The organism is Isobaculum melis, from assembly GCF_900111355.1.
Lineage (GTDB): Bacteria > Bacillota > Bacilli > Lactobacillales > Carnobacteriaceae > Isobaculum > Isobaculum melis.
The window spans coordinates 1-13,452 of sequence record NZ_FOHA01000024.1 but is presented as its reverse complement, the minus strand read 5'-3'; the positions used below and the strand labels follow the sequence as shown (position 1 = coordinate 13,452).

12 protein-coding genes are annotated in these 13,452 nt (G+C 34.6%); 5 read left to right on the top strand and 7 right to left on the bottom strand.

Annotated elements, in window-relative coordinates:
• Positions 1–92 precede the first annotated feature (92 nt).
• On the top strand, positions 93–563 hold the full coding sequence (locus BMW29_RS12620) for a hypothetical protein (RefSeq protein WP_143047374.1): 471 nt from the start codon (positions 93–95) through the stop codon (positions 561–563).
• Between the two features lie 350 nt (positions 564–913).
• Positions 914–1,543 (top strand): GNAT family N-acetyltransferase, encoded by a 630-nt coding sequence (locus tag BMW29_RS12615; protein ID WP_092653922.1) that lies wholly within the window; start codon positions 914–916, stop codon positions 1,541–1,543.
• A 64-nt stretch (positions 1,544–1,607) separates the two neighbouring features.
• On the opposite strand, the gene yihA is transcribed toward BMW29_RS12615, so the two are convergent.
• Together yihA and BMW29_RS12605 are read right to left on the bottom strand one after the other, a co-directional pair.
• Positions 1,608–2,201 carry a ribosome biogenesis GTP-binding protein YihA/YsxC gene (yihA, locus tag BMW29_RS12610; RefSeq protein ID WP_092653920.1) on the bottom strand — a complete coding sequence of 198 codons (594 nt, stop codon included), beginning with the start codon at positions 2,199–2,201 and terminating at the stop codon, positions 1,608–1,610.
• A gap of 63 nt (positions 2,202–2,264) precedes the next feature.
• Positions 2,265–3,095: a LysR family transcriptional regulator gene (locus BMW29_RS12605; protein WP_092653918.1), complete on the bottom strand. Its 831-nt coding sequence runs from the start codon at positions 3,093–3,095 to the stop codon at positions 2,265–2,267.
• Between the two features lie 120 nt (positions 3,096–3,215).
• Between BMW29_RS12605 and BMW29_RS12600 the strand changes: the two genes are divergently transcribed.
• Positions 3,216–4,220: a YeiH family protein gene (locus BMW29_RS12600; protein WP_245706286.1), complete on the top strand. Its 1,005-nt coding sequence runs from the start codon at positions 3,216–3,218 to the stop codon at positions 4,218–4,220.
• Positions 4,221–4,266: 46 nt separating this feature from the next.
• Here the strand turns inward: BMW29_RS12600 and clpX are convergent, their stop codons facing one another.
• From clpX to BMW29_RS12575, 5 genes are all read right to left on the bottom strand, one after another.
• Positions 4,267–5,511, bottom strand: a complete 1,245-nt coding sequence (clpX, locus tag BMW29_RS12595; protein WP_092653916.1) for an ATP-dependent Clp protease ATP-binding subunit ClpX — start codon at positions 5,509–5,511, stop codon at positions 4,267–4,269.
• Positions 5,512–5,834: 323 nt separating this feature from the next.
• Entirely contained in the window at positions 5,835–7,115 is a 1,281-nt protein-coding gene (tig, locus tag BMW29_RS12590) for a trigger factor (RefSeq protein ID WP_092653914.1), read from the bottom strand.
• 127 nt (positions 7,116–7,242) lie between these two features.
• The gene (locus BMW29_RS12585) at positions 7,243–8,202 is read right to left on the bottom strand and encodes a hypothetical protein (protein WP_092653912.1); all 960 of its coding nucleotides are present in this window, start codon (positions 8,200–8,202) and stop codon (positions 7,243–7,245) included.
• Between the two features lie 94 nt (positions 8,203–8,296).
• Positions 8,297–9,979: an ABC transporter ATP-binding protein gene (locus tag BMW29_RS12580; protein ID WP_092653910.1), complete on the bottom strand. Its 1,683-nt coding sequence runs from the start codon at positions 9,977–9,979 to the stop codon at positions 8,297–8,299.
• A 192-nt stretch (positions 9,980–10,171) separates the two neighbouring features.
• Positions 10,172–11,191: an ArsR/SmtB family transcription factor gene (locus BMW29_RS12575; protein WP_092653908.1), complete on the bottom strand. Its 1,020-nt coding sequence runs from the start codon at positions 11,189–11,191 to the stop codon at positions 10,172–10,174.
• Positions 11,192–11,365: 174 nt separating this feature from the next.
• On the opposite strand from BMW29_RS12575, the gene BMW29_RS12570 reads away from it, so the two are divergent.
• Both BMW29_RS12570 and BMW29_RS12565 read left to right on the top strand, forming a co-directional pair.
• Positions 11,366–12,460 carry a PfkB family carbohydrate kinase gene (locus BMW29_RS12570; protein WP_092653906.1) on the top strand — a complete coding sequence of 365 codons (1,095 nt, stop codon included), beginning with the start codon at positions 11,366–11,368 and terminating at the stop codon, positions 12,458–12,460.
• Positions 12,461–12,480: 20 nt separating this feature from the next.
• Positions 12,481–13,395: a pseudouridine-5'-phosphate glycosidase gene (locus tag BMW29_RS12565; RefSeq protein WP_092653904.1), complete on the top strand. Its 915-nt coding sequence runs from the start codon at positions 12,481–12,483 to the stop codon at positions 13,393–13,395.
• Positions 13,396–13,452 lie beyond the last annotated feature (57 nt).

The following is a 13,452-nucleotide window of genomic DNA, read 5'->3' as shown; positions in this document are numbered from 1 at the left end:
ATTAGATTGTTGGCTTTTTCTTTTGTTTTCATTGATACAATCATTTTTTCCGTGTACAATCATAGATATGAGATAAGAAAGGATGTTTGATGTTGAAACAAACAAATTTTTTAGCAGGTCTTTCATTAATTGCTTTTTCAAGCTATGTCCTATTAATGAGAACATCACTTCAAGTATTTACAAATCAACCAATTGCTAGCTTATTTTTAATTATTGGCATGGTTTTTCTCTTAATGGGTTATCTAAAAAAAGGGCATTCAGCTTATATTGCCCCATCTATTTTAGTCGTTGGCTTAAGCTTATATTTTATTCTAAAAGAAAAAGTCGCTATTTTACCTGATATTTTTCCATATAGCTTGTTGATTTTAGCCTTAGCTCTTTTAATTCAAGCCGTTCATTCAAAGGGAAGCTTTATTGCGCCGATTATTGTCACAGCAACTGCTTTAATAACCCTCTTTTTCCAAGCTATTGTAAAAGTAGCGCCAATTATTGGACAAGTTAGTGATTGGTGGGTTTTTATTGTCGCTGGAATTGGTGTATTACTGATTTGGCTAAGAAAATAAAGCTATTCACAAGAGCTGAGATTTAAGAAGTAAGGTCTTCAGTTCTAGCAGGTTTTATATTGTCATCAAGGCAAGTACCAATTTGTATGACAAGTCATTCTCTAGAGAGTGATTTGTCATATTTTTTTATCCTTAGAAACAGGATACAGATTGAATACTGTTCGACTCTGAACCTTATTCACACTCCAAAAATTTAACTTTCCGCCTCTTAAATCTATAATAGAGATTAAATGATTCGATTTTGAGCCTCCAAATAAACAAATTCCCCTACATTAAGCCTAATTTTCCCTTGACCTTCTACCATAGTTTAATGCTAGTATCAAGATAGCACAAATAAAGGAGCTGAACCTATGGAAATTCTGTCAATCAATCGACTAAGTAAAAAACAGGAACAAGAAGTCATTACACTTATTAGTGAAACCTGGCAAATAGACAAACAGATTTCCAAACAAGCTGATCGAGAGCGCGTACTTAAATTATTCATTACTGTGCTTTTTTTAACAAATAACTTTGCCTTTTTTGCTGTTTTAGACCATAAAATTGTAGGGCTAATTATTGGCAAAGCAACACGTCATTATCGAATAACCAACTTTCTCTACTATGGTATGAAAATGCTTCAACAGATTGGTTTCCTCCCTTTTTATACTCAAGAAGCAAAACAATACCTAAAAGAGTATTTTAACATTTCTGATACACAAAAAAGACTGATTAAACAAACAGAAAAAATGACAAATGAAGTGAGTTTATTCGCTGTCTCCCCTACCCATCAAGGAATGGGAATTGGCAAACAATTAATGGCAAAAGCGATTCAACAATTTCAAAGCTTACAGATTCAACAGTTTAAGTTGTTTACTGATACAAGGTGCTCCTATCAGTTTTATGATAAAAATAATTTTCAATTGCAAGCCACTCAAAAAGTTTGGCTAACCCCTCAGTCTGAAGAAACCATTATGCTTTATGCAAAAAATATTTCATGCTAAAAGTAAAATAGCGCGTAAAGTCATCAAAGGATGATTTTACGCGCTATTTTTCGTCTGTTTTATTTTAACCTTCATAACCAATATATTTTTCAATAATCTGCCAAGCTTGCTTTTCTCCTTCACCTGTTTCAGATGAAAACATGACAAACTCATCATTTGGATCAAAATCAAGCCCATCTTTGACTTGTTTCACATGCTTATTCCATTTACTTCTAGGAATTTTATCTGCTTTGGTTGCAACGACAATGACAGGAATATTGTAGTATTTCAAAAATTCATACATTTGGACATCTTCTCGACTAGGTGCATGACGCAAGTCAACCACTGAAATCGCTGCTTTTAAGGTTTCACGCTCAGTAAAATAAGTTTCTAGCATCTTGCCCCATTTGGCACGCTCAGTCTTAGAGACCTTTGCATAGCCATATCCTGGTACATCCACAAAATAAAACAGTTCTTGAATAATGTAGAAGTTTAAAGTTTGCGTTTTCCCAGGCTTACTAGAGGTTCTAGCTAACCCTTTACGATGAATCATTTTATTAATAAAAGAAGATTTTCCTACATTTGATCTACCTGCTAAGGCAATTTCTGGTAAGCCTGTATCTGGATACTGAGCTGGTCCAACTGCACTTATCACAATGTCCGCTTTGGTTACTTTCATTTTGACGCTCCGTTCTTTTTTGAATTCTTGTTCTATTTTAACATAAATACGCCTCGCTAGGGGTTAAGAATGTTTTTTTTCTTGAAAAAATTGCTGACACGCCTGTTTCACTTCTTCTAAGGTGCCACTTAATTTCTCAGGATACAGGTAATAGAAGGAACGTGTAAAATAACCATCTAGCTGACGATATGGTGTACCTTCAATCAATGCATTCTTTGCAATAATGGTCTGTCCAACACCTTTAGCTAGCAAGTGCGTCATCATTTCATTGCTTTCAATGACCATTTTTCGTTCAGGAACAATATTTGCTGTTTCAAAATACTGAATGGTATAGTGATGGACCCCAGAGCCAACCTCGCGAATCAGCCAAAGATTTTCAGCAAAATTTCCCGCATGAACCAATTCATCCTTCATGACAGCTTCTCTCACCAAAGTCGTTGTAGCGAGTGGTGTCTCAATAAAGCCCATTTGCCAGTTTCTTGCCTCGACTTCCTTCATGACCTTTTCAGAGTTACCTAAATGCACATCAAAATCAATCAGTGGAAAACGTGATTGTAAATAAGCTAATAAATCTGGCATTACTTGAACAGCAATCGTATGAGATGCACCAATATGACAAGTCTGGTGATAGTTGCCTTTTAAGGCTGCAACTTGTTGAATGGTTTCCTCCCATAAATCAATCATTTTTTCTAACTGAAGATAAAATTGCTTACCAGCTTCTGTTGGGAGTACCTCTTGCCGTCCATTGCGAATCAATAGCTTTGTCATTAATAATTCTTCTAACTGTTGAATTTGTGTAGATACAGTTGGTTGCGAAATATAAAGCTTTTCTGCAGCTTGTGTAAAATTTCTTTCTTCATAAACGGTTTTAAAGGTTTGTAAATTTTTAAACACTTAAAGACACCTCTCTTTCTATTAGAAATTCCAATTAAACTTATTATAAACATTTATTTTATAAATAGAAAGAAAAAGGCTATACTAATAATAGAAAAAGAAAGAAGGAAGGAACGACTGTTGAAAGATTTTATCAAATCCATCATTCCGGGACTCGCACTTTGTATTGGTGTGACCCTGATGAGTAAATATTTAGCCACTTTTGTGCCACAATTTGGTGCAGCAACTTTAGCCATTTTTATTGGGATTTTACTAGGAAACACTGTATTTAAACAACCGATTTTAGATAAGGGAACTAAATTTTCTGAAAGCAAGCTGTTAGAGTACTCCGTTGTCCTATTAGGAGGAACCATTACTTTTCAAACCATTCGTTTACTCGGTTTGTCAGGTGTACTCTTTATTATATTACAAATGACTGCGACCATTATTGCAGCAATCCTGATTGGCAAAAAATTAAAGCTGAGCCAACAAATTTATCTACTAATGGCTAGTGGAAATGCAGTTTGCGGCTCCTCTGCCATTGCGTCTACAGCTCCTACTGTTGGTGCATCTGATGAGGAAAAAGGTTTAGTGATTACCATTGTTAATTTAATGGGAACAGTCCTGATGCTCCTTTTACCTGTGATCAGTTTTGCCCTTTATCATCATGATAAAATCAAGTCCTCAGCATTAATTGGTGGCACACTGCAATCAGTTGGGCAGGTGGTAGCGAGTGGGAGTATGGTCAACACTTCTGTTCAAGAAACTGCTACAATTTTTAAAATTATGCGCATTATTTTCTTAGTAGCGGTCGTCTTTATTTTTGGTAAAATGGCTAAAAAAGAACCACAATCTGCTTCATTATCAACTGCTAAAAAGACATTTAAATTACCAATTCCATGGTATGTGCTGGGCTTCTTAATTGTTTGTTGCTTTGCAAGTTTGCAGCTGATTCCTGCAGCCGTCAGTCAGCTGATGCATCAAGTCAGTAGCTGGTTTGAAATCATTGCCTTAGCAGGTATTGGTTTGAGATTAAAAATGAATACCTTATTAAAGCAAGGAAAAGAATTCTTGATTTATGCCCTTTCTCTAGGAAGTATCCAAGTCATTTTTGCAATCACATTCATTTGGCTATTATTTAGCTAGATGAAAAAGCACTAAACTGTTTTCTTTCACAGTTTAGTGCTTTTTTTTAAGAAGCTTTTTCCGTTTTTAAAACCAATTCTGGTTTACCATCACCGGTTACTGTTTCTTCAGTAATGATACATTTCTCAACATCTTCTCGGCTTGGTAATTCAAACATAATTTCTAGCATAATATTTTCAATGATAGAACGTAAGCCACGTGCACCTGTATTGCGCTCAATCGCTTTTTTAGCAATCGCTTTGAGAGCCTCTTCTTCAAATGATAACTCAATATCATCTAATGCTAGCAATTTCTTATATTGTTTGACCAACGCATTTTTTGGCTCTGTTAAGATATGAATTAAATCATCTTCCGTTAGTTTTTCTAACGCTGCCATCACTGGTAAACGTCCAATAAACTCTGGGATTAAACCAAATTTCAATAAATCCTCTGGAATAATTTTTTGCATCACACTTTCATCATCATTTAATTTCGTATTTGCTGAACCAAAGCCAATAACTTTTTCACCCATACGATTTTTAACAATGGTTTCAATGCCATCAAAAGCACCACCGACAATAAATAGAATGTTCGTTGTATCTAATTGAACAAATTCTTGTTGTGGATGTTTACGTCCGCCTTGTGGTGGAACATTTGCCACAGTACCTTCTAATATTTTTAGTAAAGCCTGTTGCACACCTTCACCAGAGACATCACGTGTAATTGAGACATTTTCACTTTTACGTGCAATTTTATCGATTTCATCGACGTAAATAATCCCTTTTTCAGCACGTTCAACATCATAATCCGCTGATTGCATTAATTTGAGTAGGATATTTTCAACATCTTCCCCAACATATCCAGCTTCAGTCAAGCTCGTTGCATCTGCAATTGCAAATGGCACATTTAAAATACGAGCTAACGATTGTGCTAAGAAAGTTTTACCGGAACCAGTTGGTCCAATTAAACAGATATTACTTTTTTGAAGTTCAACACCATCTTCAGTTTTCACTTCTAAATTATTAACACGTTTATAATGATTATAGACAGCCACAGCTAAAGCTTTCTTCGCTTGATCTTGTCCAATGACATATTCATTTAGGATTTGTCTAATTTCATGTGGTTTTGGCACTTCTAAAAATTCACCAGTTGATAATTCGTTAAACTCTTCATCAATGATTTCTTTACAAAGTTCAATACATTCATCACAAATGTATACGCCCGGACCTGCTACGATTTTCTTTACTTGTTCTTGTGATTTCCCACAAAATGAACATTTCACTGGCCCTTTTTCTTCTCCATAATTAAACATCAATTCCACCTCTTTTCTTAGGATGTTTCTGAAAACTCCAATAGTAAATATTTTCGCACTAATGGTGTAACTCGTCGTCAGAAATACACGTTTATACACCATATAAGCTGCGTTTTCTTTCTAGATTTACACCATTATCACTGAAAAATTTGGATGCCATCGTAGTTTTCAGAAACATTCTACTCACTTCTTCTATTTTAACAGAGATACTTGACTCTTGACAGTAAACAGCTTGACGTTATGTAGCATCAATTGTTAAGAAAAGACTTCAACTTTTTAAAATCAAGTTGAAGTCTTCAAATTGTTTACTAAACGTAAAAGACTTATTTCTCTTTAGCTGATTCAGTAATCATATCAATTGCTTTTTTGATCGCAATATCATGTTTTAACATATCAACACTTACAGCTTTACGAACAGCATCTTCTGTCATGTTGTATTGTGCTGCTAAATCTTTAATTTCAGTTTCTACTTCATCAGCAGATGGGTCAATTTTCTCAGCTTCAACAATTGCTTCTAACACTAAGTTTGTACGTGTACCCATTTCTGCATCTTCTTCCATGCGTTTGTGAAGATCATCTTCAGTTGTACCAGTTAATTGATAGTACATTTCTGGAGAAATACCTTGTTGTTGCATGCTGTTTAAGAAGTTATCCATTTGACGGTGTACTTCATCATGTACCATAACATGTGGTAATTCAACGATTTCAGCATTTTCAACAGCTTGTTTTAAAGCAGCTTCTTGGACTGCATTATCAGCAGCTGCATTTTTAGCATCTGTTAATTGTTTTTTCATTTTTTCTTTTAATTCATCTAAAGTTTCAACTTCTTCGTCTACATCTTTAGCAAATTCATCATCTAATTTAGGAACTTCTTTTCCTTTTACTTCATGAACCGTTACTTTAAAGACTGCTTCTGCACCTTTTAAGTCTTCTGCATGGTACTCTTCAGGGAAAGTAACCGTTACTTCTACTTCATCGTCAGCTTTAACGCCAACTAATTGTTCTTCAAAGCCTGGGATGAAAGAGTTAGAACCTAATTCTAATGAATGGTTTTCACCTTTACCGCCATCAAAAGCAACACCATCTTTAAATCCTTCAAAGTCGATGACAACTGTATCACCATCTTTAGCTTTACCAGTTTTAACCACTAATTCAGCTTGTTGTTGTTGTTTTTCTTTCAATGCTTCGTTAACATCTTTCACTAAAACTTTACGATCTTGTTTTTCAACAGTTAAGTTTTTGTATTCGCCTAATTTAACTTCTGGTTTGACAGTAACAGTTGCTGTAATTACCCAAGGTTTGCCCATTTCCATGCTTTCAACATCGATTTTTGGTTGGTCAACTGGTTCAATTCCAGCTTCCTCAATCGCTGCACCATAAGCTTGTGGTAAAACTGCATTTAAAGCATCTTCATAAAGTGAAGCTTCGCCATACATTTTGTTAAATACTTGACGTGACACTTTCCCTTTACGGAATCCAGGAACGTTTAAGTTCTTTTTCACTTTATTAAAAGCTGTTTCAATTCCTTGTTTAATTGTTGCTTCATCAATTTCAAATGTTAAAACGCCATCATTAACGCCTTTTTTTTCCCATTTTGCTGACATCTATATTCCTCCTAAAATCTTCCCAGTTTTATGCACATTTATGCATTTTACATACTAATATATAGTACACTAAAGTCCTCAAAAAGTAAACTCTTTCAAGCCTCTATCCTATTTTTTTCTTTAAAAATCAGCAACCCATTTCAATAATCCGCTGTTCACTGAATCTTAAAAACCATTCTGTGTACCATTGCTGTCTTTCTTCTGACAATTGATTCAGTCGCTCCATAGCTGACTGATCTTGTGCTAAGTAGGCTAGATAAAGGTCTAACCAGCTACTGTCCTCCTGACCAATCACTTCTTCATGAAAGGGATACATTAAATAGAAATGTGCGCATCCTTCTTCTAAAATTCCTTGATAAGCTACCGGATTGCTATTTTCTAGTCTACTTTTCAATGCCTTTTGAAAATAGTGATAGTGGCTACTCTCCGACACTTTTCCTACTTGTTTTAATGATACCTCTTTTGTTTCTCCAAACCATAACAACTGATACGTTTCCTCAATTCCTAAATCAATTAAAGCTTCTATTAAATTTGTTTTTGCTAATTGTTGCACTTCTGGATGCTGCAAAATGGCATTCACTGCCTGCTGAAAAAAGGCTGGCGGTATTTGTGTGAGATGTGTCATTAACACTGTTGCATCAGCAACTGTGATTGCCGTTTTCGCTTCAATCTCTTTGATACGCTCAGCTATTTGAGTAACTTGAATGCGCTCTTCTTCTTGCTGTAAAAACTCAGATAGGTTTTGCCATAATTCTTTCTCTTCACTCATCGCTGCTTTTTCAGCTATTAATACTTTAGCGTCCTCAAATTGTTCTGCTTGAATCAATAATTGAACATAAAAGGCTGTTAATTGCGTATCATTCAGATAAAGAGCCTCTTTTTCTTCAACTAATTCCAGTGCATCTTGTGAGCGATTTAATTGAAAAAGAGCCGTTGTTAATAAAACATTGACCATATCCTCCTGCTTAATTTCATAAGCTAAGGAAAAGCTTTCAGCAGCTGCTTGCATACTCCCTGCTTCAAAGGAGGCCATCCCTTGATTAACATATTGCTCATATAGCTTTGGAAAAACAATTTTCTCACCCAAATGAATTCCTCATTTCTAAAAAAATACTTTCATTTATCATAACACAAAAAGTGTCATGGCTAAATGAAAGTATACTACTTGTGATGCGATTCTTTTAGTCGATTCCCAGCGATTGATAAAAAGCAGATTGATTGGCCATTAGTTCATTAAAGTGGCCTTTTTCAATGATGTTCCCATGCTCCATATAAATAATTTCATCATATTCTTTCAATAAATCAGCATTTGTTTGATGTGTAATCGTGATTAAGGTCAAATCTTTGATATTAAATAGCTTACTTTCAATATCATAAGCTGTCTTTTTATCAATTGCAGAAGTTCCCTCGTCAATAATCAACACTGGTGTTTTTTGAATCAAAGCACGAGCTACTGCTAATCTTTGGCGTTGTCCACCTGAAAGTTTCGCACCATTTTCACCAACCATGCTATCAATTCCCTCTGCCTGCTCTGCGATAAATTGATGGGCACCACTATTTGCTAGCGCCTCTTTAATTGCTGCATCTGAAAAATCTTGATAGAGACATAAATTATTTTTAATCGTTGTATCGAACATATAAATATCTTGATGAATCGTTGCAACAACTTGTCCTAATTGCTGTTGGTCTAACTCTTTTAGCTCCTGACCATCATAGTGAATGTCACCTTCATAATGATCATAATAGCCTGAAATCAGCTTCGTTAACGTTGATTTTCCACAACCACTTTTACCCATAATGACATATTTTTTACCTTTTTCTAGGGTCAAATCAATATTGGATAAAATTGGTTTCTCCGGATCATAGGCAAAACTCACATTTTCCAGCTTCATTTCCTGTGTCATCACAGGCTTCAGTGTACCTTTTCCCTCTAAGGCTTGTGACATTGCATACACATCTAATTTAGCAATAACTGGCTGTATCCCTTTCATTTTAGGTACATTTGTCATAATCGTCAGTAATGGTGAAACAAACTGACCACTTAATTGAATCAAAGCAATCGTTCCACCCATTGTAAATTCACCTTTAATAACTAGATAGGAAGAAACAAAAATGACAACAAACTGACTAAACATCCCTAATACAGAAGAAAGGCTTTCATTTACAGCCATTAATTTATCTGAATCTAATTTTGCTTGTGTAGCATCCTCATTTTCCTTTTCAAATTGCTGTGCACTAAAAGCTAAGCGATTAAAAGTTTTAATCACTTCAAACCCAGCTAATAAATCTTTCGTTTGTTTGGTAAATCTCTCTAAAGCTTGAGACACTCGATTTTGTTTTTTCTGAAGTAATTTTCCAAAAATACTTGGTACTAAAAACATAAATAAAACAGAAATAATCAAGCAAACTGTAATCAATGGACTAATAATAAAGAGCATGATTAAAGCAATCACAAAGATAAAACCAAACAGAATCGTGCCTAACAAAGGTGCTAAAAAATTTTCTTCCACCATTTTCATATCATTCGTCAAAATAGAGAGATAGTCAGCCGTATTATTTTTTGTGAAATCCTGATAATTCTGTTGAAAAACACCATGAAAAATCTTTTGACGATAACTTTTAATCAACTTATTAGTAAACAACTTGGAAACATATGTATAAGTAAAGAAACCCAGTCCAATAAAAACTAAGTAACCAACTGAAAAAAGAATCACTTGCTTAAATGCTTCAAAATCACCTGACAAAGCCGTATCTGTCACCCTTTGTAATATTTTTGCAATCAAAACACTTGCAATTGCATAGATTAGACTTAGAAAAACGGTTAAACCAAATAAAAATTGATGTTCTTTTAATACTTGTTTCATAAAACTCCTCCTCGTTTCTGTTTCTTGCCATGTTTCATAGATACATGATACAAATCAAACACCATCATTTCTATCAATTAATATAACACCTAATTCGATACACGTCAAATACTTATCCTCAAATTCGATTATCCTCAAATTTATTTCTTCCCATAAAAAAACTGCAAAGAAAAATTCTTCACAGCAACAACACTATTCAAGTAAAAAGTTATCCAATGATTTTTTTAATGCTTCTATCCCTTGTTGATGAATCACATAGTAAACTTTTCCATTTTCCTTAGAAATTTTAACTAAATCCGCAACCAATAGAATATTCATATGATGAGACATTGTAGAAGGATTTAAATGCATTTCTTCTGCTAATTCAAGATTATATTTAGGCGCATCCTTAATGGACAGTAAAACATCAAATTTACTGCTATCACTTAATGCTTTTAATTTCAATAATAGAGTCTCTTTTTCACTATTTCGATCAATTTCTCCACGTACAATTTGATCTAATAAAATACCCAAAAAGCCAACCTCTTCCATCACTAAGAATGAGCCAGAAAAAATAATACTTGGATAGATTTTTTGAATATTAAATTGTGAAAAGAAGCGGGTTTTTAATAGCTTTTCTTCTTTAACTGCTACCTCATAGCGTTCTAGATATTTTTTCAAACTTTTGACTTTCTTTAAAGCTTTTTCATAAGCTGATTGATTTTCTATCACTTGCTGAATCAATTTTTGATAATAAGGTTTAGGCTCTTTTAAGACTTTCATCAAATGCCACTTTAGTTCTTCATTCAATTTAGTTTGATCCACAAAAGAAATAATAGAATCTATATCCGTAACTGCACAAAATGTTTTATCCTGCTGTTCATACATTGCTACATAAGTCGCTAGAATTTTGGCGCGATATTCATTCGTTGAAAAACAATCAATATTCTGAAATAATTCAGGGTTTTCTAGCAATATCATACTTATCATCAGAAAAAATGAAAAGTCATTCAGTTCACCTAAAGTAAAAGCTTCAGACATCGCTTTCTGCTCTCTAAAAGTCTCTATATACTTCTCAATTTCTGCATAATGCTGTTGATAAAAATACTCGCCATTTAAGCCGAATTTTTCTAAATCTGCAATGACTTTACTTTTATGATCCATTTTAGCTGTTGTCACAAATAGTAATCCTAAGATTTCTACCTGTTGATTGAGCGTCTTAATAATTTCCATCTAATCCCTCCTTATCTATCTGCAATCCTCGACTTTAGTCTATAAGTTCATTCTTTTAAAGTCAACTCAATTTGATACTTAATATTTGCAAAATTCCCAACTTTTTAAATTAACACTTGTTTACCACCCTAAAGTTTAGTAAAATATAGTTAATCAATCAAAGGAGGGCAGTTTATGACATTAACGAATCGTGAAAAGGAAATCATTCAATTAATTCGCAATAAACCAATGATTTCTCAGCAAGAAATTGCAAACGCTTTAGAAATCACACGTGCCTCGGTAGCTGTTCATATTACCAATATGATGAAAAAAGGCTATATCTTAGGAAAAGAATATGTCCTAAATGATGACAACTACACAATTGCCATTGGCGGGGCTAATATGGATATTTCTGGTTTTCCAACCAGTCAGTTAATTGAACATGATTCTAATCCTGGTAAAGTCAAGCTTTCATCAGGTGGGGTTGCACGCAACATTGCAGAAAACCTGGTACATCTTGGCAATCGTGTAAAATTAGTCACTACTTTAGGAAATGACTTGTATGGCAAGCGGATTATTGAAGATGCACAAGCCGTTGGTTTAGATATGCAGGATAGTTTTATTTTATCTGATATGGCGACAAGCACCTATGTTTCTATTATGGATGCAGATGGTGATATGCATGTTTCTATTAACCATATGGACATTATGGACCACTTAGATGTTGAAATGATTACAAGTAAGCGCCATTTAATCGAAAGTGCTAGAACCATCATTTTAGACACAAATATTCCAGAAACAGTGATTGATTTTATGATGACAAAATATCATGACCATCGCATTTTTGTAGATCCTGTCTCATCTAAAAAAGCTTTAAAAATCAAGAAACACTTAAAACATATTCACATTTTAAAACCCAATCGGATTGAGGCTGAAATCTTATCAGGTATCAAAATTAAAACAGAAGCTGATGTCAAAAAAGCAGCCAACTACTTTATTCGTCAAGGTGTTGGAAAAGTCTTTATTTCCTTGGGAAGTGAAGGCGTGTATTATGCAGATAAGAAAAAACAAGGGAAATTCACACCCAAACCACAGCCATTAATTAATGCGAATGGTGCTGGAGATGCGTTCTCTGCTGGTTTGATTTATACCGACTTATTAGAATATGATATTGAAGACATGGCGAAGTTTGGAAGTGCTGCCGCTGTTGTGGCTTTGCAGCATGAAAATACGATTAATCCAAGTTTAAGTATTGAAACTGTTGAAAAAGCATTAAAAAATATTTCTTAAAAAAATGGAGGTTTTTATTCATGAAACAATTTTTAGAATTAACACAAGAGGTACAAGACGCAGTAGCAGCAGGTAAAGCAGTGGTTGCTTTGGAATCTACCATTATTTCACATGGAATGCCTTATCCACAAAACGTTGAAACAGCTCTAGAAGTTGAGCGCGTGATTCGTGAAGGTGGCGCAACACCAGCAACAATTGCCATTATGGATGGAAAATTAAAAGTTGGTTTATCCGCTGAAGAAATTGATCGTTTAGGAAAAGAAGAAAATGTTGCAAAAGTTAGTCGTCGCGATATTCCTTTTGTCCTTGCTAAAAAAGTTACTGGCGCAACAACCGTTGCAACAACCATGATTATTGCTGAAATGGCTGGCATTCAAATCTTTGCAACTGGCGGTATTGGTGGGGTTCACCGTGGCGCTGAAACAACAATGGATATCTCTGCTGACCTTGAAGAGTTAGCGCAAACTAATGTTGCTGTTATCTGTGCAGGTGCGAAATCAATTTTAGACATTAAATTAACTTTAGAGTATTTAGAAACAAAAGGTGTTCCTGTTGTAGGTGTTCGTACAGAAGAATTCCCTTCATTCTTTACGCGCCGTAGTGGATTTGGTGTTGATTATACCATTCAAGAAGAAAAAGAATTAGCCTTAGCTTTAAAAACCAAATGGGACTTAAACCTAAAAGGTGGCGCAGTTGTTGCAAATCCAGTACCAGAAGCTTATGAAATGGATGATGCTGTCATTACTAAAGCGATTCAAGATGCAGTCAAAGAAGCTGCTGAAAAAGGTATTGCTGGAAAAGAGGTCACACCTTTCTTACTAGCTAAAGTCAAAGAAATAACTGGTGGCGACTCACTTGAAACAAATATTCAACTTGTTTTCAGTAACGCTCGTGTTGCGACTAAACTAGCAGTTGAATTGGCGAAACTTACTTAATTGAAAAAAATGGCACTATAATTTATGGGACTGATAGAAATTATTCTATTGGTCCCA

What these genes read in the sequence shown, in the direction of transcription:
- clpX (WP_092653916.1), bottom strand. Translation starts at nt 5,511, where the DNA reads ATGTTTAATTATGGAGAAGAAAAAGGGCCAGTGAAATGTTCATTTTGT.
- yihA (WP_092653920.1), bottom strand. Translation starts at nt 2,201, where the DNA reads ATGAAAGTAACCAAAGCGGACATTGTGATAAGTGCAGTTGGACCAGCT.
- BMW29_RS12580 (WP_092653910.1), bottom strand. Translation starts at nt 9,979, where the DNA reads ATGAAACAAGTATTAAAAGAACATCAATTTTTATTTGGTTTAACCGTT.
- tig (WP_092653914.1), bottom strand. Translation starts at nt 7,115, where the DNA reads ATGTCAGCAAAATGGGAAAAAAAAGGCGTTAATGATGGCGTTTTAACA.
- BMW29_RS12615 (WP_092653922.1), top strand. Translation starts at nt 914, where the DNA reads ATGGAAATTCTGTCAATCAATCGACTAAGTAAAAAACAGGAACAAGAA.
- BMW29_RS12575 (WP_092653908.1), bottom strand. Translation starts at nt 11,191, where the DNA reads ATGGAAATTATTAAGACGCTCAATCAACAGGTAGAAATCTTAGGATTA.
- BMW29_RS12570 (WP_092653906.1), top strand. Translation starts at nt 11,366, where the DNA reads ATGACATTAACGAATCGTGAAAAGGAAATCATTCAATTAATTCGCAAT.
- BMW29_RS12565 (WP_092653904.1), top strand. Translation starts at nt 12,481, where the DNA reads ATGAAACAATTTTTAGAATTAACACAAGAGGTACAAGACGCAGTAGCA.